Genomic DNA, 18,876 nt, shown 5'->3' on the forward strand with positions numbered 1-18,876 from the left:
ATGAATGTGAATCTATCAGTGATATTTGGTGGAGAAAAATATAATTTTAAATCATTAAAAGATGTCATGGCTAAGGCCAATGAAGAAAAATCAGGCGATCAGCTGGCTGGTATTGCAGCTGAAACCGTTCAACAACGTATCGCAGCAAAGGCGGTGCTAAGTGAGCTTTTAGTAAAGGATATCCGAGAAAATCCATTAGTGCCGCAAGAAAATGATGAGGTTTCACGCATTATTGAGGGCGACATAAATGAGCAAATATACGGAGAAATCAAAAACTGGAGTATCGAGCAGCTTCGCGAATATATTTTATCGAATGATACAGGTGATCGTGAATTAAAGCGTTTAAGCAAAGGCATGAATTCTGAAATTATTGCTGCTGTTACTAAGCTTATGTCCAATCTAGACCTGGTCCATGCAGCCAATAAAGTAGAAATACTGTCAACTTGTAATATTACCATCGGACAAAAGGGCACCCTTTCATCTCGATTACAGCCCAACCATCCAACAGACAATATAGACGGTATTATTGCCTCCCTAAAAGAAGGTTTGTCCTATGGTATTGGGGATGCTGTTATTGGCATAAATCCAGTGGATGATTCTGTTGAAAGTGTCAAAAAAGTATTAACTGCTACAAAAGAATTTATCAATGATTGGTCGATTCCTACGCAAAACTGTGTGTTGGCACATATCACAACACAAATGAAGGCCATTAAGCAGGGCGCTCCAGCAGATATGATTTTCCAAAGTATTGCTGGAACAGAAATAGCTAACCGTTCCTTCGGTATTTCTGCTGACTTAATTAGGGAAGCAGAGGAGCTTGTGAAGAAGCAGGGCACTGGTACTGGTCCGAATTTATTTTACTTTGAAACAGGACAAGGATCTGAGCTTTCAGCAGAGGCACATATGGGAATTGACCAAGTAACCCTTGAATCACGTAACTATGGATTTGCAAGACATTTTAATCCTTATATCGTTAATACGGTTGTAGGCTTTATTGGACCTGAGTATTTATACAATAACAAACAGGTTATACGTGCTGGTTTAGAAGACCACTTTATGGGTAAGATGCATGGCATTCCAATGGGTGTTGACATTTGTTACACAAACCATATTAAGGCAGATCAAAATGATATTGAGGATTTAAGTGTTTTACTCACAGCGGCTGGTGTCAACTTCATTATTGCTGCACCTATGGGCGATGATGTCATGCTGAACTATCAGTCAATGAGCTTCCATGATGTTGCTACATTACTTCAAACATTTGGTAAAAAACCAGCGCCTGAATTTTTAGCATGGCTTGAGAAAATGGGCATTTATGAAAATGGTCGTCTTTCAGCAAGAGCTGGCGATTTATCTTTATTTGAAAGGTAGGTGAGTCCATTGAATGAACAATTAGTATCAATGATTACACAGCTTGTGGTAGAGAAGCTGGGGAATAATGTGTCAGATAAATCTACAAATCAAACAACTGTAGATGCTGAGGAACCAAAGGATACACTTATAAAATTTTATGATACGGCAACAAACCTACAAGAGGAAGTTCCAAGTCTAATCCAAACAAATGAACCATTAATTAAGCTTTATCATCATGAATCGTTCCAGTCAGGGGGTTCGCACGTCCAGGCAAATTACTTTGATCCTCCTTATAACGGAGCAGCTATTCAACCCTTTAGCTTTGAAGCTGATGAAGTGTCTGAAAGTGTACAAGCAGCTAAACAGCATACCCCTGCAAGAATTGGTGTTGGCAGAGCTGGAACAAGACCTAAAACAAAAACTTGGTTAAAATTCCGACTCGATCATGCAGCAGCAGTTGATGCAGTATATGGTGAGGTAACAGAAGGGCTGTTACAAAACCTGAATGTCTTTCAAGTGACAACGAAGGTAACAGATAAGGAAGAGTACATTACAAGGCCAGATTTAGGTCGCCGTTTATCAGATGAAGGAAAAGCATTGATTCAATCCAAATGCAAACAAAATCCAAAGGTTCAAATTATTATTTCAAATGGGTTAAGTGCTAGTGCGATTGAAGAAAATGTGCAAGATGTTTATTTAGCGCTACAGCAAAGTCTTAGCAATTTAAATATTGAAATTGGTACGACATTCTATATTGATAAAGGGCGCGTAGCACTAATGGATGAGATTGGTGAGATTTTACAGCCAGAGGTCATTGTTTATTTAATTGGTGAGCGTCCAGGACTTGTATCAGCTGAATCGATGAGTGCTTACTTATGCTATAAGCCGAGAATTGGCACAGTGGAGGCTGAGCGAATGGTGATTTCAAACATTCACAAAGGTGGTATTCCACCATTAGAGGCTGGAGCGTATCTAGGTACAGTCGTACAAAAAATCCTGCAATACCAGGCAAGCGGCGTAGATCTTGTCGCTAAAGAAGGTTAGGGGGCCAAAAGATGATACCTCAAAAAATAATGGCACAAATTTTGGCGATGCAAACCATTCCAAGAGTGAATAGTGAATTAGCAGAACAGCTAGATTTAAAGCCTTATCACCATAGCATTGGGCTTGTCACATTGACAATTGATGATGTTGGGTATGTTGCCATTGATGAAGCAACGAAAAAGGCAGATGTTGATGTTGTCTATGCGAAAAGTTTCTATGCGGGAGCAGCTCATGCATCTGGCCCATTGTCAGGTGAAATGATTGGCATCATTGCTGGAAGCTCTCCGGATGAGATTCGTAGCGGTCTTGATGCTATTCAACAAAAAATTGAGTTTGATACGTACTTCGAGGCGATTAATAACAATGAAAATCATGCCCTATTTGCCCATACAGTGGCAAGCTGTGGGACATATCTTGCCGAGTTGGCGGATGTAAATGTTGGCACACCACTTGCCTATTTAATCGCACCGCCACTAGAGGCAGTAATTGGATTAGATGCAGCATTAAAGGCGGCAGATGTAGAGTTAAAGGTTTTCTTTGGCCCTCCGTCTGAAACCAATTTTGGTGGCGGCCTATTAAGTGGTAGTCAATCATCTTGCGAGGCTGCGGCAAATGCTTTCAGAGAAGCTATTGAAAATATAGCTAGAAATCCAGTGATTTAGAAAGGAGGCGGCTTTATGGCCACGTTAGACAAAGATTTATTAGCAATTCAAGAAATGCGAGATGCCGTTAAACATGCTAATACTGCACAGGCTGCCTACATGCAATTTTCACAGCAGCAAGTAGACAACATTGTGAAGGCTGTTGCAGATGCTGCCTTTAAGGAAGCAGACCGTTTAGCAAAAATGGCTGTGCAGGAAACAGGGATGGGTATCCCTAATCATAAAAAAATGAAAAATGAAGTAGCTTCACGAGATGTCTATGAAGATATTAAAGAATTAAAAACGGTTGGTATTGTAGGCTATGATCGGATAAAAAAAGTGGCAGAGATTGCGAGTCCTTTTGGGGTCATCGCAGGTATTGTGCCAACGACGAATCCAACATCTACAGCCATCTTTAAAACGCTAATCTCATTGAAAACAAGAAATGGTTTAGTGCTTAGTCCACATCCATATGCCGTGAAATGTACAAAAGAGGCGTTAGATGTTTGTCGAGTAGCTGCTGAGAAGGCAGGTGCACCAGAAGGATTATTGCAATGCTTAACAATGTCTTCAATGGAGGCTACGCAGCAACTAATGAAGCATCCAGATATTCACTTAATTCTAGCGACTGGTGGCGGAGCATTAGTGAAAGCTGCCTATAGTTCAGGAAAACCAGCCTATGGCGTAGGACCAGGAAATGTTCCAGCGTATATCGAAAAATCCGCAAACATTCAAAAATCCGTGCGTCAACTTGTGCAAAGTAAATCATTTGATAATGGCACGATTTGTGCAACAGAGCAGGCCCTTATTGTGGATAGGGTGATTGCTGAACAAGTACAGTCGGAATTAAAGAAAAACGGTGCCTATCTATTAAATGCTGAAGAAAAAGCTAAAATGGAAAAATTGATTTCCCCTGTTCCTGGAAAGGTAAATCCACAAATCGTCGGTAAATCAGCTACTTGCTTAGCAGATTCAGTTGGCATCACTGTACCAGAAGATACAAAAGTACTTGTTGGGTTGGAAACGATGATTGGTAAAAATATTCCGTTTTCGCTTGAAAAACTATCACCAATCTTTGCTCTCTATATTGTAGAAAACAGTACAGAAGCGAAGCAAGTCATGATTGACCTATTAAATATTGGTGGACGTGGACATTCATGCTCGATTCACACTGAAAATGCAGCATTAGCTGAACAATTCTCTGTTGAATTACCTGTCTCACGTATTGTAGTCAATACATTATCATCTATCGGTGCAGTAGGTGGCACAACAGGGTTAGCACCATCATTTACATTAGGCTGTGGTACATTTGGCGGAAATATCACGTCGGATAACATTACAGCAAGACATCTTTTAAATATCAAACGCATGGCCTATGGCATTAAAGATGTAGAAGTGCCAAAACCAGAGTTTGAAGTACAGTCCGTTGTCGAGTCGGTTGTATCACAAGAGCCTGCTCTCGATACAACAATGGTTCAACAAATCGTTGATCAGGTATTAAAACAAATCACATTACAAAATAAATAATTTGGAGGAATGACAAATGAGTACAGCATTAGGAATGGTAGAAACAAAAGGTTTAGTAGGAGCAATTGAAGCAGCAGACGCAATGGTAAAGGCGGCAAGCGTTAACTTAGTAGGAAAAGTACATGTTGGTGGCGGTATCGTAACAGTTCTAGTACGAGGAGATGTAGGTGCGGTAAAAGCAGCAACAGATGCAGGTGCAGCAGCAGCACAACGTGTAGGAGAGCTATTATCAGTACATGTAATCCCACGTCCACATCACGAATTAGAAATGATTTTACCAAAAGCTGAAGCTTAATTTTATCTTCATCAGCAATTTTTTACTGTGCGAAAGCGAAGCGACAGCAACAAATATTTTTTGTAACGAAAGCATAGAGGCAGCTACAATTACGCCAAGGCGAAATTGATCAGGATGAGAGCTGATCTAAACAAAGGACAGCTCTCGTCCTGTAATGTTACGAAACAATAACTAGATATAGAGGTGGCTAATGTGACAACAGCGACAAAAACATTTCCAGTGGCCGTTTCGGCTCGTCATATCCATCTAAGTGAAGCGGATTTACAAGTGCTTTTTGGTCCAAATGCAACACTGACAAAGGAATTTGACCTATCACAGCCAGGGCAATTTGCTGCGAAAGAGCGTGTCTCGATTGAGGGACCTAAAGGCATTATTCATAATGTCCGTGTACTGGGTCCAGTAAGACCAGCAACACAATTGGAAGTAAGCCGAACAGATGCAATGAAGCTAGGTGTAACACCTCCTTTAAGACAATCAGGTAATATTGACAACTCTGCAGGCATTAAAATAATTCACCAAGATAAAGAGTTAGTTATTCAACAAGGTGTTATCATTGCTCAAGCACATATTCATATGACCGAAGAAGATGCTAAAGCATTGGAAGTACAAAATAATGAATTAGTTTCTGTGGAAGTAGTCAGTGATCGACCTGTTACATTCCGTGGTGTTGTCGTACGCGTTTCAAATGATTTTAGTCTTGAAATGCATATTGATACAGACGAAGCAAATGCTGGTTTTATTGAACAGCAGGCACAGGGAAAATTAGTAAAAGTATTATCGTAAGGAGGAGGCAGGATGCAAGATAATTTAGTGCAAAAAATTGTGGAAGAAGTTCTGCAACAAGTTTTAAAAAATCAATCTTCCCCTCCACATGACGGTAAAATTCCGATTGGTGTATCCGCACGTCATGTTCATCTTGCGCAAGCAGAGGTGGAACAGCTATTTGGTGAAAATTATCAGCTAACACCTAAATTTGAACTCTCACAGCCAGGGCAATTCGCTGCGGAGGAAACAGTCGTGGTTGCAGGTCCAAAAGGATCGATTGAGCGTGTACGTATTCTCGGTCCTGCTCGTTCATTATCTCAAGTGGAAGTGAGCTGGACAGATGCCATGAAATTAGGGCTCAAACCTCCATTAAGAATTTCAGGAGATACACAAGGCTCTAGTCCTGTTACATTGATTGGTCCAAAGGGAAGTGTTGTGTTACATGAAGGTCTTATTATTGCACAGGCACATATCCATATGTCCCCTGCGGATAGTGCGAGATTCAATGTAATAGATGGACAGTCTGTACAAATTAAGGTAGAAGGTATTCGCCCAATTATTTTATCGAATGTGGTCATCCGTGTGTCAGAGCGTTATCGATTAGAGATGCATATTGATACAGATGAAGCCAATGCAGGTTTAATTCAACAAGGAACACATGCTGAAATCGTTCATCATCAAGTAAATGAGCAGCCAAAACCTATGAAAGAGCAGTCTTCAGCCGTACAGAAAGTAGAGCAACCATCTGTCTATCATTATGACAAAAAGCTACTTTCACAAATAGAAGTGTTAGAAATAGATGCGCAAGAAATTGTCGTACCAAAGAAAACCATTGTGACTGCATTGGCTTATGATAAGTTGCGAGAATTAAATAAAACATTAACAATCCGTTCAGAGTAAGAAGACAATCTGTGTAGCATAAAGAGGGTGAAGTTCATGCAAATGGGAAGAGTGATAGGCAGTGTATGGGCAACGCGTAAGGAGGAGGGGCTGAATGGTTTAAAACTTCTAATCATTCAACCGATAGACTCCAATCAACAGCCGATTCGCACAGAAATTGTTGCAGCTGATCGAATAGGAGCGGGTATCGGTGATGATGTGCTCATTACAAGTGGCGGATCATCACGCTATATTATGAAAGAAAATCCGTTACCAATCGATGCAGTTGTCATAGGTATTATTGATTCTACTGAAGTGATGCGAGGTGAGGAAAATGAGTAGCGCAATTGGAATGATCGAAACTAAAGGATTAGTTGGATCTTATGAAGCAGCCGATGCGATGATAAAGGCTTCTGATGTCACTATTGTTAAGCAAGAATTTGTTGATGGTGGGATTGTTACAGTTGTCGTGAAGGGCGATGTTGGCTCTGTACAGGCAGCAGTTGAGGCTGGAAAAGAGGCAGCAAGACGTGTTGGAGAATTATTAGGTGCTCATGTTATTCCGAGACCTGATGAAGATGTTTTTCAGATGATTAAAGGACCAGAGGCACCGAAGAAAAAGCTAGCTTCTACACCTACAACACGTGCTAAAAAAACAACCGAAGCAATTCAGGCGACAGATAATCGGGGTGAAGCATAATGGCATTTCGTAAAAGTAAAATAGCTGTTATCGGAGCTGGTCATACTGGCGCAACATTAAGTCTATTTTTAGCACAAAAAGAGCTAGGTGATGTTGTCCTGCTAGATATTCCAGATGCAGAAAATCCAACAAAGGGAAAGGCGTTGGATTTATTACAAACAGGTCCCATTGAAAAATTTAATGTGTCCATTAAAGGGACAAGCAATTACGAGGATATTGCCGGTGCTGATATTGTCATAATTACAGCAGGTATCCCTCGTAAACCAGGCATGAGTCGAGATGATTTAGTTACAACGAATGCAAAAATTATTCAACAAGTATCAAGACAAATTAAGCACTTTGCACCTAACAGTATCGTCCTTGTATTGAGTAACCCCGTTGATGCAATGACATATGTCTGTTATAAAGAAACAGGCTTCCCCAAAAATAGAATCATTGGTCAGTCAGGTGTATTAGATACAGCGCGTTTTAACACTTTTATCGCGCAAGAGCTTCAAATTGCCCCAGAGGATGTTTCAGGCTTCGTATTAGGTGGGCATGGAGATGAAATGGTGCCATTAATTCGCTATTCCTATGCTGGTGGTATTCCATTAGAAAAGCTAATTCCACAAGCCAGACTCCAGCAAATCGTGGAACGCACACGAAAAGGCGGCGGAGAAATCGTTGGGTTGCTAGGGAATGGTAGTGCTTATTACGCACCAGCTGCTGCATGTGCACAGATGGTCGAAATTATTATGAAGGATCAACGAAAAATCATTCCGTCAATTGCTCTATTAGAAGGAGAGTACGGGTACCACGATTTATTTTTAGGGGTACCGACAATATTAGGTGGCAATGGCATTGAATCTGTCATTGAATTACACCTGACAAATGAAGAAAAAATGGCACTCCATCAATCAGCAGAGGCCGTACAACAGGTATTAACCATCTGTCAAAACATTTAATAAGGGAGGTCAGAGACCCTTTTAAATGCTACCTTATGGATATATAGATCCCCAATATATATCGATATAAATTTTTATCTTGATTCAGCAGAATACTCTCACCTCTATAGGTGACAAGATGGATGCAATTTTTTTCCTATTCAATGGGCGCGTACAAACGCCCATTGAATCAAGATAATGCCCCTGGCGGATGTCACGGATTTTGAAGAGGAGCTTTTCAAGCGAGCTCGAAAAATCCGGACGCAATTACGCTGGGGCGTAATTGATGCTAAAATGTTTGATTGGAAACCGAACATTGCACTTGAAAGCTAGTAAAAATTCCCCGAATTTATATAGAATAGGAAGCTCTCTTTTGAATGAGGAGAGCTTCTTTTGTTTTGGATAGAATAGTTAAAGTGGTGGATAGAAAAAGAAAACTGACGGATAGAATCATAAAAGTGGTGGATAGAAAAAGAAAACTGACGGATAGAATCATAAAATGGATAGAACGATTGCTATACACATAAATCCTGATTGACTTTGCCCTAAGGGGAAGGTGTATAAATGAATGGAGTGAGGTGATTTTGTGTTATCAATTGGGGAATTTTCGAAAATATGTGGTGTTTCTACAAAAACTCTTCGATATTACGATGAGATTGGGTTGATTAAACCTGATGGGATCAACGCTGAAAATGGGTATCGATATTATTCGATTAAGCAATTAAAAAGAATGCTTTTTATCAACCGATTAAAATCCTATCATTTTTCGCTAGAAGAAATTAAAACAATTTTGGAGTTAGAGGAGGATCAGTCCGAAGAAAAGCTTTGTATTATTCTTCATCACAAAAGGAATGAAATACAGGAAAAACTAAAGTCGTTTGAGTATCTTTTACAACAACTAAATCATGATATTTCAGACTTAGAAAAGGGTATACCGATCATGTCATATCTTGATGATATTAAAGTACAGCTTGTAGAAACAAAGCCGATGAATATTTTATTTAAGCGACTAATGATGAGAAGTGATGATTATGTAGTTGGATATGGCAGGTATTTTAATGAGCTATATGAAAAGATTGCAACGGAGAAGCTTACATTACTTGGTAAGCCAATGACGATTTATCATAGTCCTGACTATAATCCTGCTGGCAATGATACAGAGTTTGCTATTCCAATTAAAGAGGTTGTAAATGGGTCGAGAGATTTACCGGGTAGACTTTGTGCTAAATCAATTATAAAGGGAGCTTACCCAGAATTAACTTCTGTATATGCTAATTTGATGAAGTGGATCGATTATGAAGGCTATGAATTGATATTGCCACCATATGAAGTATATATAACAGATCCAAACCAAACAAAGAATCCTGAGAATTATGTAACAGAGGTTTATTTTCCTATAAAGAAAAAAATACCAGGAGGTTCCTATGCAAACAACTATTAATTGGCAAGAAATTGAGCCAGAAATCAGAATGAACAGGAAAAAGCTTTCGAAGCTTGAATCAACAATAAAAAGTGACTATAGCAATATAAATGGTCTTGTCATTGTTAGAGAAGGTCATTTAGCTTATGAAAAGTATTTTAATGATAAAGGTTCAGATGATGTCCAGCATGTTGCATCTGTTACAAAAAGCGTTATATCTGGACTTATCGGTATTGCGATTGATGCAGGATATATTCAAAGCGTTGAACAGAAGGTGCTAGATTTTTTCCCTGAATATATTACTACAGATCAATACAAACAGCAGATTACAATCCACCATCTTCTTACGATGACAGTACCCTATCCGTTTGAGGATTGGCATGAACCACTTGATGTTCTATGTCAACAACAGGATTGGGTAACGTATATCCTTGATTGTATGGGGAATGAGGGAGATTTAGGTACTTTTAAATACTCTACTGCTGGAGCCCATTTACTTTCTGCTATTATAACGCGAAGCACAGGCAAAAGTGCTCGAGCTTTTGCAAATGAGCATTTGTTTAAACCACTTGGTATGAAAGAAATACCTGATTTTCAAATGGGGGCCTATGAGTTTGATGATTTATTCGGAAAAAACGTGCAAGGTTGGGTGCATGATCCAAACGGTATTTCTACAGGAGGGTGGGGGTTAACCCTTACAACACGTGATATGGCACGTTTCGGTTATCTTTATATAAACAATGGCAAATGGGGGAATAACAGGATTCTTTCGAAGAATTGGATAACAGAATCAATGAAGAGGAACCCAAACAATTATGGATTTTTATGGTGGCTAAGAGAAGATGCTGACCTCTTTACTTATTCTGCGATAGGGGATGGAGGTAATATAATTTGTTGTATACCTAAGCTGAATATGGTGGTTGCTATTGCATCAGAATTTATGTTGCAGCCAAAGGATAGATGGAACTTTATTAAAGAACATATACTTTCTATGATGCATGACTAAATGGTTCACATTCCATTAAGGTCCTTTCCGAAAAACGGATTGGGCTTTGTTTCTTATACTTCCACAAAGTCCACAATATACAAAATTTTCGAAAATATGATAAACTAATAGCGTGAAAAAGGAGGATGATAGCATGACTGTACAACAATTTACAGACTATGTGAAGAAAATGAAGCATTATGAGGAAGCACTGAATGTGATTTATTGGGATATGCGTACAGGAGCGCCAAAAAAGGGATTAGCACAACGCTCAGAGGTAGTTGGAACATTATCAGCCTCCTTATTTGATATGGAAACTAGTGAAGAATTAGGAGACTTATTGAATACACTAGAGTCAAAAAAGGCTGATCTTGATTACGTAACCCTTCGTTTAGTAGAGGAAGTGCGTAAAAATTACGATCAAAATAAGAAAATACCACCAAATGAATATAAAGAATACGTTATTCTTCAATCTAAAGCAGAAACAGCTTGGGAGGAAGCAAAGGCAACTGATAATTTCGCATTATTTCTACCTTATTTAGAACAAATCATAAGCTGGCAGAAGAAATTTATTGGCTATTGGGGTATAAAAAATGGCTCTCCATATAATACTCTGCTAGATTTATATGAACCAGATATGACGACAGATGTGTTAGATCATGTCTTTGGTGAATTACGTAAAACAATTGTGTCACTTGTACAAAAAATCGCAGCTTCACCCAATAAACCAGAGACAAGCGTATTGTTTAAGCACTTTCCTCGTGAGTCACAACGTGCACTATCACTAGAAATGCTAGCACAGCTTGGCTATGATTTTGATGCAGGACGTTTAGATGAAAGTGTACATCCATTTATGATTGGCTTAAATCATGGTGATAATCGAATTACCACAAAATATGATGAAAACGATTTCCGCTCAGCGATTTTTGGTACGATTCATGAGTGTGGTCATGCGATGTATGAGCAAAATATTGATGAAAAGCTGGATGGTTTGCCGTTAGCAACCGGTACATCAATGGGAATTCATGAATCCCAATCATTATTTTATGAAAACTTTGTCGGTAGAAATGAAAAGTTCTGGGAGCATAACTACGAGCGATTACAGCACTTTTCAGCAGCACAGTTTGGGGATGTAGCATTGGCTGATTTCCTACGTGCCATTAATATGGTGGAGCCATCCTTTATTCGTATTGAAGCGGATGAACTGACATATCCATTACATATTATGATTCGCTATGAAATCGAACGTGATTTATTTAATGGCAATTTGCAGGCAAAGGATCTCCCGCAAGTATGGAATGATAAGTACGAGGAGTATTTAGGTATCCGACCTGAGACAGATGCACAAGGGGTATTACAAGATATGCATTGGTCTGGAGGCATGTTTGGCTATTTCCCTTCCTATGCCTTAGGAATGATTTATGCTGCACAATGGAAGCATGCCATGGATAAAGATATTCCAAACTTTGATGAGCTGCTGGAAAAGGGGGAGCTCCTTCCAATTCGAGAATGGCTAACAGATAAGGTCCATCAATATGGTGCTTTGAAAAAGCCGTTTGAATTACTGCAAGAGGCGACAGGGGAGGCCTTAAATGCGAACTATTTAGCAAACTATCTACAAGACAAATACACAAAATTATATAAACTATAAAGAAAAAGCGATTTCTCGAATACAGAGAAATCGCTTGTTTCTTACCATAATTGATAGCCTTTTGAGCCTGGTGGTGAATTTGAAATAATATCGATAATTGGAACTGTGTAAGCAAATAAAATTAATGCGACTAAAATAACAACCCATACTTTAAAATTTTCTAAAATAGCTGGTGTTGGGCCACTATGTTCATGTACGTCACCGACTGGGAATTCTTCCTCACCCTTAGGTGCAAACCAAGCTAATTTAACAACGATATAAATAATCACTAGTATCGCGATAAAGAGAATAGTTCCACCTACAGCTTGCGCAATTTGATATGGAATCCAATCATAAGCTTGCTGAGCACCACCATATTCTGAGTAATCTGAGCGACGGGGTGCCCCAATTAAACCTGCAATATGCATTGCTCCAGACATAATTGTCATACCAACAGCCCATAAAATTCCTGCAAAATTACTGAGGTTATTTAATGATTTTGTGAGTGTACGACCTGTTAAATGCGGTATTAACCAAAAGGCAGCACTAAAATAAGTTAAAACAACGGCTGTTGCAATCGTTAAATGGAAATGTCCTGTCACCCAAATTGTATTATGAATTAATTGGTTCATTTGGTAGGAAGCATTTACTATACCACCTGCGCCACCAGGAATAAATGACACCATACCGATAAATGGTACAAAGAAGCGAGCATCCTTCCATGGTAATTTTTTAAACCAACCAAAAAGCCCTTTACCACCTAATTCACGGCCACGTAATTCGAACATGGCAAACATAGAGAAGGCTGTCATTAAGGATGGTACGATTACCGCAAATGTTAAAACAACCTGAATAAACTTCCATGTTCCATCAATCCCTGGTTCTGTTAATTGGTGATGAATCCCAACTGGAACAGAGAAGATTAAAAATAACATAAATGAAAGTCGTGCTAATGAATCTGAGAAAATTTTCCCACCAATAACTTTTGGGAGGATGACATACCAAATCATATAAGCTGGTAATAACCAGAAGTATACAAGTGCATGACCAAAGTACCAGAATAATGTACGTGATAATGCTACATCAACACGTTCGATAAAACCTAAGGACCATGGAAGTAGCTGGAATAGAACAGAAACAGCAACGCCTAATGTTGCCACGAACCACATTAAATTATTTACAACAACCATAAATGATAATAATGGGCTACGTTGTCCGCTTCCTTTGTTCTCTTTCCGCCATTGTACATATCGTAAAATTTGACCTGCGCCGCCAACCCAAGAACCAACCACGACTAATGTCAGGCCTAAATAGAAAATCCAATGAGCTTTTAGTGGAGCATAAAATGTATATAAAACAGTTGCTTTGTTCAGTAAAACCATTGCAGCGGCAGCGGCTGTGCCAATGGTCATTAACCAGAATCCAATCCAGCCTAGGCGTCGTTGACTAGCTGAAAATGTCCCTGAAGTACGGCTAACACTAGCAATCTGGAAACCATAAATAAAGAATGTTGTTAAAATAAGACCGAGTAATACTCCATGTACAGTTAAAATTTGATAATAGCCTATGCCCGCTGGCAATGTAAATTGACCAGAGCGTACGAAAACCTGTAATAATCCTGCAAGACCACCTAATAATAATGCGATAAAAGCCACGTAAATATGTGCCATTGCTAGCTTCGCATCACGACGATCCACTTTTGTCAAATTACTGTTGAGACTCGTTTGGGTATGGAGATCAAGTTGTTTATCGCTTAACTGCCGATCCATTGTCAAATTACTGTTGAGACTCATTTGGATCCACCACCTTTAGCATAGAGTGCATCATTGTATGTCCAGTCCCACAATACTCATTACATACAATTAAAAACTCGCCTACTTCATTTACTTTTGTTACATATTCAGAAATATAACCAGGCTCAAGCATCATATTAATATTTGTACCTGCAACCTCAAAGCCATGCATTACATCTTCACTTGTTGCAATAAATTTAACTTTTGCTCCAAGTGGAACTTCAATGACAGGAGGATTGTAATAAAATGCAGAAGCTAAAACAACAACCTCATAATCCCAATCTTTACCTTCCACTTTATGAACACCTGGATTATCAAAAGGCGCAAATTCCTTAACCTTCTCATAATCTAGTGTTTTTTTACCATTGTTCGGATGTGAGCCTTGATGGAATGCGCCGATGCCGAGAATAATTAGGAATGCTACTAAAGTAGTGACTCCGAACACAAGCCAATACTTCTCATACTTATGTATGTGCATATGTCTCTGTCCTTTCCTAGTAGATTAAAAACGTCCGATGAACAAATCGAAGCAGTACACCCAAAGCAAGATAATAATGATGCCTACTCCAAATACTGCATAGAGTGAACCTTTCAAATTCTCGTCGGATTTCTTTTTATTTGCCATTTCTGCTCCTCCTCCGCTTTATAGTGATCTTTCTTATTGCCATCATATAAAAATAAATCTTTTTTAGATGTGAAAAAAATCACACAATGGAGGGGATTGTGTGAAAAAAGTGTGAAATATAAGCTTAAATAAAAAAGAAGCTATCTCAAAAGTCATTGAGATAGCTTCTAGTGTATAGAGTTTGGCGTTATTTTTATCAAAACTACTTATTTTTCAAGAAACTTTACTAATTAAAATTTTGTGTAAGCCTTTAGATGCAACGAATGCAAATCGCAGAACGTATTCATAAATGCTCGACACAGTAGCATAGGATATATCATTTGGACCAGTTGAAGATTCTTGAATTCTATGCTTCTTCCTCAATTGTTAATAGAACTGTTAATGCACCAATGCTAGGAATTGTAACAGGGAGTACAAACGCTTTTTCAAACCCGTACAATTTTGTATTGCCAACCATCACAGTTGGAGGTGTAATATCAATTTCTAAGCTTTCTTTTCCTACAGTAGTACATAAATTACCTGCAATCATATTACCAAATTCTCCTGTGAAGGATTCTAACATTTCTCCCTCAAGCGGCATTCCAAACATCGTATTACCGATGCCACTAAATATTTCAGGAGAGGAATCAATGATGACACGGCCCTTTAAATCTCCAATTAAGCCAATTAATACACCCATTTGCTGCTGTTGGAAAGGTTCTGAAATAATACTTGGCGTTTTCACTTCAATATCCATGGGTAGAATCGATTTTAAAGCATGAATTGTCCCGTTTAAAATAGTTTGAAAGTACTTCGAATTACTCATCTTTACCGCATCCTTTTTCCGACTTTTCTACATCTTACCATGTTAAAAGGGTAAGATGAAAGTATGTCTTGACGAATTAAAGGGAAATTTATATTATATTAATGAGAATGATTTTCAAATTCAATCAATTAGTGCTTTTTTCATTTCAAAACGTTGTTTTTAATTCAAAATTTTTATTTAAAAGGAGCGGTCAGCAATGACTTTCGTATTTATTGGAGCGGCAGTGGTAATCTATGTTGGAGTAGGAAAATACGTCATGAAACAGGCGACTGCACATTTAAAATAATAAAAACGCTATATGTTTAGCTCATTTTTAAAAGGAGTATGATCTCAATGTAGTTTGTTGAGTCATACTCTTTTTTTTATGCAAAAAAATTATAAATACGCTCTTTTAAACAGTTATTAATTTATCTGTACCAAAAATAAAAATCAGTTAAAATATGCCCGCCTCAACATTCAACTAAAAAAGAAATTAGGTAGAAAATGAACTAATCATTAGCCGGAAAGAAACCTAACCCCCTGATTAAGCTTTTCACAAAAAAATTACAAATGAGAGAAGATTATTTTGTTTTGATAGAATAATTTAACTAGAACAAATATTTATTTTTTTCTGAAATCTATTGAAATTGTGAAAATTTTTCTGTAACATTTTAAAAAATGAAATCGCTTTTCATATTTTGGAACGGGGGTCGAAAATGGGCGTGAATATTTTGGAAGTAAAAGATTTGAAAATTGGTTTTAAACAAGATAAAAAGGAAATTACCATTGTTAACGGCATATCATTACAACTTGAAAAAGGTAAAACTTTAGGAATTGTTGGTGAATCAGGATGTGGCAAAAGCATGACATCACTATCACTAATGGGATTGTTACCTCCTGGTGTCGATTGGCAAAATGGAGATATATACATAGATCAAGCTCAAATAAATAAAAAATCAAAAAAAGATTGGCGAAAAATACGTGGAAAAAAAATTTCAATGATTTTTCAGGAGCCGATGAGTTCATTGAATCCAGTTTACAAAGTTGGTTCACAAATAGTTGAAATGATTCTCAGTCATGAAAATATTTCTAAAAAAGAAGCACATGAACGTGCCGTTGACATGCTTCGACTTGTTGGAATTCCTCGTCCAGAGAGAGTAGTTAATGAATATCCTCATCAATTGTCAGGAGGGATGCGTCAGCGAGTTATGATTGCCATGGCATTGGCTTGTGGACCAGAAATATTAATTGCTGATGAACCTACTACCGCATTGGATGTGACTATACAGGCTCAGATTCTGGAGTTGATGAAAGATCTTCAAGAGAAACTCCAAATGTCTATTATTTTAATTACCCATGATCTTGGGGTCGTAGCTGAGGTTTGCGAACGAGTGATTGTTATGTATGCTGGAGAAGTTGTTGAAGAGGCAACTGTTCTGAATTTGTTTAATCATCCACTTCATCCTTACACGAAGGGTCTCTTAAACTCATTACCAGATATTGAGGTAGAACAAGAATACCTACCATCAATCGATGGAGTAGTACCAGCACCAGCGGATATGCCCTCGGGTTGTAGATTTTTCGATCGATGCGAGTTTGCAACGGATAAATGCAGAAATAAACCGAGTTTATTTACAACTAATATCGGCACAAAAGTACAATGCTGGTTATATGAGAAAGAGAATGTTGATTTAGAAGGGGGAATGTAAATGGCCAGTCCATTATTAGAAGTAAAGCACCTAAAGAAATATTTCCCATTAAAAGGATCTAAGGTGGATTATTTAAAAGCGGTAGATGATGTTTCATTCACTGTAAATGAAGGTGAGGTTCTTGGGATAGTTGGTGAATCAGGTTGCGGTAAGTCCACTATGGGAAAAACACTCATTCAGCTATTAACACCAACAGACGGTGAAATCTTGCTGAATGGAGAAAATATTGCAACCCTTAGTCACAAAAAGGTGCGCCAAAAGCGACGTGATATGCAAATTATTTTCCAAGACCCATTTGCTTCACTTAATCCTCGAATGAAAGTTTTTAAAATTATTGAAGAGCCTTTGGTTAATTTTAAGATTGGTACAAAGGAAGAAAGAAAACAACGTGTTTATGAAGTAGCTGCGCAAGTGGGTTTGACACAAAAGCAACTAGAGCGTTATCCTCATGAGTTTTCAGGTGGTCAAAGACAGCGTATTGGGATTGCGAGGGCACTAGTGACAAATCCTAAACTCATTGTAGCAGATGAGCCTGTTTCTGCTCTTGATGTGTCTATTCAATCACAGGTATTGAACATTATGAAAGATTTGAAAAAGGAAATGAATCTTACATATATTTTCATTTCACATGATTTAAGTGTAGTCCATCACTTTTGTGATCGCATTGGGGTGATGTATCTAGGAAAGATAGTGGAAGTAGCGGACAAGCATGAATTATTTAATAATCCAAAACATCCTTATACAAAAGCATTACTATCGGCATTACCAAAATCTCATCCTTCAAAAGAAAAAGAACGAATCGTGCTTAGAGGAGATGTTCCGAATCCAGCAAATCCACCTTCTGGTTGTACCTTCCATACAAGGTGCCCAAATTGCATGGAGATATGTAAAGTGACGCCTCCTACTTTAAAAAGTATTAGTGAAAAGCATGACCATGACGTATCCTGTTTACTTTATGAAGAGAAAATGGAGCGAAAATTATGAGTAAAACACTAGAAAAAGGAATTAATATTTTGACATTATTTACTGAAGAAAAACCTTCATGGCGTTTAGATGAACTGGCCAATGTAACAGATATTCCTAAACCTACTTTACATAGATTTCTGAAGACATTTACAGATTTAGGTGTGTTAAAGCGTCCTTATGTTCAAAGTGGTAGTCAATTAGTACTGAGTGATCATTATTTGCTGGGAAATAAATTAATAGAATTGGGAGCCATTGCATCCAACTCTATTGAAATTCGATCGCTTGCTATGCCGTATATGAAAATGTTACAGCAAAAATTTGATTTGGCAGTTCAACTAATAATGATAGATGAAACTGATGGTCTTTACATTGAAAAAATTGAAAGCTTAAAACCCGTTCTTTTATATACACGAGTGGGAAGAAGAGCGCCACTATATGCAGGTGCTTGTTCACGTATCATTTTATCTTTCCAATCAGAGGAAAAAATAAATAATGTGCTACAGAAACCTCGTAAAAAATATGCAAGTGGAACACCAGTAACAGACAAGGATATCTATGAACATATTGAATTTGGGAAAACTAATGGGTATGCCTACAGTGTTTCAGAATTAGAGGAAGGGACAGTATCAATAGCAGTACCGATTTTTGGTAGTAATCGAGAAGTAGAATATTCTATCAGTATCGCAGGCATAGAATCACTATTACCTAAAGAGAAAATAGATATTTTTTTAGAGGGATTATGGAGTACAGCGGCTTCAATCTCAGCTGAATTAGGTTATTCAATGCCATATCCTTATGGCTTATAAAAATAACAATACAACAAAGGGGATGTACAGA

At 38.1% G+C, this 18,876-nt stretch carries 19 protein-coding genes and 1 pseudogene; 16 read left to right on the forward strand and 4 right to left on the reverse strand.

The window, feature by feature from the left end:
• The 13 genes from QNH24_RS09115 to QNH24_RS09175 all read left to right on the forward strand — a co-directional run bounded on the left by QNH24_RS09115 (position 1) and on the right by QNH24_RS09175 (position 12,183).
• Positions 1-1,371: an ethanolamine ammonia-lyase subunit EutB gene (locus QNH24_RS09115; RefSeq protein WP_283871722.1), complete on the forward strand. Its 1,371-nt coding sequence runs from the start codon at positions 1-3 to the stop codon at positions 1,369-1,371.
• A gap of 9 nt (positions 1,372-1,380) precedes the next feature.
• On the forward strand, positions 1,381-2,397 hold the full coding sequence (gene eutC, locus QNH24_RS09120; RefSeq protein ID WP_283871723.1) for an ethanolamine ammonia-lyase subunit EutC: 1,017 nt from the start codon (positions 1,381-1,383) through the stop codon (positions 2,395-2,397).
• 11 nt (positions 2,398-2,408) lie between these two features.
• Positions 2,409-3,059, forward strand: a complete 651-nt coding sequence (gene eutL / locus QNH24_RS09125; RefSeq protein ID WP_283871724.1) for an ethanolamine utilization microcompartment protein EutL — start codon at positions 2,409-2,411, stop codon at positions 3,057-3,059.
• A 15-nt stretch (positions 3,060-3,074) separates the two neighbouring features.
• A complete protein-coding gene (locus QNH24_RS09130) occupies positions 3,075-4,565 on the forward strand; it encodes an aldehyde dehydrogenase family protein (protein WP_283871725.1) in 1,491 nt (496 codons plus the stop codon).
• 16 nt (positions 4,566-4,581) lie between these two features.
• Positions 4,582-4,860, forward strand: coding sequence for a BMC domain-containing protein (locus QNH24_RS09135; RefSeq protein WP_004269321.1), 279 nt, complete (start codon positions 4,582-4,584; stop codon positions 4,858-4,860).
• A 192-nt stretch (positions 4,861-5,052) separates the two neighbouring features.
• Positions 5,053-5,643 carry a phosphate propanoyltransferase gene (locus QNH24_RS09140; protein WP_283871726.1) on the forward strand — a complete coding sequence of 197 codons (591 nt, stop codon included), beginning with the start codon at positions 5,053-5,055 and terminating at the stop codon, positions 5,641-5,643.
• A gap of 12 nt (positions 5,644-5,655) precedes the next feature.
• Positions 5,656-6,525 carry a phosphate propanoyltransferase gene (locus QNH24_RS09145; RefSeq protein WP_283871727.1) on the forward strand — a complete coding sequence of 290 codons (870 nt, stop codon included), beginning with the start codon at positions 5,656-5,658 and terminating at the stop codon, positions 6,523-6,525.
• Positions 6,526-6,561: 36 nt separating this feature from the next.
• Entirely contained in the window at positions 6,562-6,846 is a 285-nt protein-coding gene (locus QNH24_RS09150) for a EutN/CcmL family microcompartment protein (protein WP_053593749.1), read from the forward strand.
• The gene (locus QNH24_RS09155) at positions 6,839-7,204 is read left to right on the forward strand and encodes a BMC domain-containing protein (protein WP_283871728.1); all 366 of its coding nucleotides are present in this window, start codon (positions 6,839-6,841) and stop codon (positions 7,202-7,204) included. The genes QNH24_RS09150 and QNH24_RS09155 overlap by 8 nt, the downstream gene beginning before the upstream one ends.
• Positions 7,204-8,148, forward strand: a complete 945-nt coding sequence (mdh, locus tag QNH24_RS09160; RefSeq protein ID WP_283871729.1) for a malate dehydrogenase — start codon at positions 7,204-7,206, stop codon at positions 8,146-8,148. Before QNH24_RS09155 ends, mdh begins: the two co-directional genes overlap by 1 nt.
• A 565-nt stretch (positions 8,149-8,713) precedes the next feature.
• A complete protein-coding gene (locus QNH24_RS09165; RefSeq protein ID WP_283871730.1) occupies positions 8,714-9,568 on the forward strand; it encodes a MerR family transcriptional regulator in 855 nt (284 codons plus the stop codon).
• On the forward strand, positions 9,552-10,553 hold the full coding sequence (locus QNH24_RS09170; protein ID WP_283871731.1) for a serine hydrolase domain-containing protein: 1,002 nt from the start codon (positions 9,552-9,554) through the stop codon (positions 10,551-10,553). The genes QNH24_RS09165 and QNH24_RS09170 overlap by 17 nt, the downstream gene beginning before the upstream one ends.
• A gap of 133 nt (positions 10,554-10,686) precedes the next feature.
• Positions 10,687-12,183, forward strand: coding sequence for a carboxypeptidase M32 (locus QNH24_RS09175; RefSeq protein ID WP_283871732.1), 1,497 nt, complete (start codon positions 10,687-10,689; stop codon positions 12,181-12,183).
• A gap of 41 nt (positions 12,184-12,224) precedes the next feature.
• Here the strand turns inward: QNH24_RS09175 and QNH24_RS09180 are convergent, their stop codons facing one another.
• The 4 genes from QNH24_RS09180 to QNH24_RS09195 form a co-directional block, all read right to left on the reverse strand.
• Positions 12,225-13,832 (reverse strand): b(o/a)3-type cytochrome-c oxidase subunit 1, encoded by a 1,608-nt coding sequence (locus QNH24_RS09180; protein WP_283872783.1) that lies wholly within the window; start codon positions 13,830-13,832, stop codon positions 12,225-12,227.
• 106 nt (positions 13,833-13,938) lie between these two features.
• A complete protein-coding gene (locus tag QNH24_RS09185) occupies positions 13,939-14,433 on the reverse strand; it encodes a cupredoxin domain-containing protein (RefSeq protein WP_283871733.1) in 495 nt (164 codons plus the stop codon).
• Positions 14,434-14,457: 24 nt separating this feature from the next.
• The gene (locus QNH24_RS09190) at positions 14,458-14,580 is read right to left on the reverse strand and encodes a hypothetical protein (RefSeq protein ID WP_009370491.1); all 123 of its coding nucleotides are present in this window, start codon (positions 14,578-14,580) and stop codon (positions 14,458-14,460) included.
• Positions 14,581-14,926: 346 nt separating this feature from the next.
• Positions 14,927-15,385: a chemotaxis protein CheX gene (locus QNH24_RS09195; protein WP_054770406.1), complete on the reverse strand. Its 459-nt coding sequence runs from the start codon at positions 15,383-15,385 to the stop codon at positions 14,927-14,929.
• Positions 15,386-16,080: 695 nt separating this feature from the next.
• On the opposite strand from QNH24_RS09195, the pseudogene QNH24_RS09200 reads away from it, so the two are divergent.
• From QNH24_RS09200 to QNH24_RS09210, 3 genes and pseudogenes are all read left to right on the forward strand, one after another.
• Positions 16,081-17,135, forward strand: a pseudogene (locus tag QNH24_RS09200) (ABC transporter ATP-binding protein).
• A complete protein-coding gene (locus QNH24_RS09205; RefSeq protein ID WP_283871734.1) occupies positions 17,074-18,057 on the forward strand; it encodes an ABC transporter ATP-binding protein in 984 nt (327 codons plus the stop codon). Before QNH24_RS09200 ends, QNH24_RS09205 begins: the two are co-directional and overlap by 62 nt.
• Positions 18,054-18,845, forward strand: coding sequence for an IclR family transcriptional regulator (locus QNH24_RS09210; protein ID WP_283871735.1), 792 nt, complete (start codon positions 18,054-18,056; stop codon positions 18,843-18,845). Before QNH24_RS09205 ends, QNH24_RS09210 begins: the two co-directional genes overlap by 4 nt.
• Positions 18,846-18,876 lie beyond the last annotated feature (31 nt).

Source organism: Lysinibacillus pakistanensis (genome assembly GCF_030123245.1).
Classification (GTDB): Bacteria; Bacillota; Bacilli; order Bacillales_A; family Planococcaceae; genus Lysinibacillus; species Lysinibacillus pakistanensis.

Excerpts from the sequence above, each read along its gene's own strand:
- QNH24_RS09115 (WP_283871722.1), top strand. The coding sequence starts at position 1 with ATGAATGTGAATCTATCAGTGATATTTGGTGGAGAAAAATATAATTTT.
- eutL (WP_283871724.1), top strand. The coding sequence starts at position 2,409 with ATGATACCTCAAAAAATAATGGCACAAATTTTGGCGATGCAAACCATT.
- QNH24_RS09130 (WP_283871725.1), top strand. The coding sequence starts at position 3,075 with ATGGCCACGTTAGACAAAGATTTATTAGCAATTCAAGAAATGCGAGAT.
- QNH24_RS09135 (WP_004269321.1), top strand. The coding sequence starts at position 4,582 with ATGAGTACAGCATTAGGAATGGTAGAAACAAAAGGTTTAGTAGGAGCA.
- QNH24_RS09145 (WP_283871727.1), top strand. The coding sequence starts at position 5,656 with ATGCAAGATAATTTAGTGCAAAAAATTGTGGAAGAAGTTCTGCAACAA.
- QNH24_RS09150 (WP_053593749.1), top strand. The coding sequence starts at position 6,562 with ATGCAAATGGGAAGAGTGATAGGCAGTGTATGGGCAACGCGTAAGGAG.
- QNH24_RS09155 (WP_283871728.1), top strand. The coding sequence starts at position 6,839 with ATGAGTAGCGCAATTGGAATGATCGAAACTAAAGGATTAGTTGGATCT.
- mdh (WP_283871729.1), top strand. The coding sequence starts at position 7,204 with ATGGCATTTCGTAAAAGTAAAATAGCTGTTATCGGAGCTGGTCATACT.
- QNH24_RS09170 (WP_283871731.1), top strand. The coding sequence starts at position 9,552 with ATGCAAACAACTATTAATTGGCAAGAAATTGAGCCAGAAATCAGAATG.
- QNH24_RS09175 (WP_283871732.1), top strand. The coding sequence starts at position 10,687 with ATGACTGTACAACAATTTACAGACTATGTGAAGAAAATGAAGCATTAT.
- QNH24_RS09180 (WP_283872783.1), bottom strand. The coding sequence starts at position 13,832 with ATGGCACATATTTACGTGGCTTTTATCGCATTATTATTAGGTGGTCTT.
- QNH24_RS09185 (WP_283871733.1), bottom strand. The coding sequence starts at position 14,433 with ATGCACATACATAAGTATGAGAAGTATTGGCTTGTGTTCGGAGTCACT.
- QNH24_RS09190 (WP_009370491.1), bottom strand. The coding sequence starts at position 14,580 with ATGGCAAATAAAAAGAAATCCGACGAGAATTTGAAAGGTTCACTCTAT.
- QNH24_RS09195 (WP_054770406.1), bottom strand. The coding sequence starts at position 15,385 with ATGAGTAATTCGAAGTACTTTCAAACTATTTTAAACGGGACAATTCAT.
- QNH24_RS09205 (WP_283871734.1), top strand. The coding sequence starts at position 17,074 with ATGGCCAGTCCATTATTAGAAGTAAAGCACCTAAAGAAATATTTCCCA.
- QNH24_RS09210 (WP_283871735.1), top strand. The coding sequence starts at position 18,054 with ATGAGTAAAACACTAGAAAAAGGAATTAATATTTTGACATTATTTACT.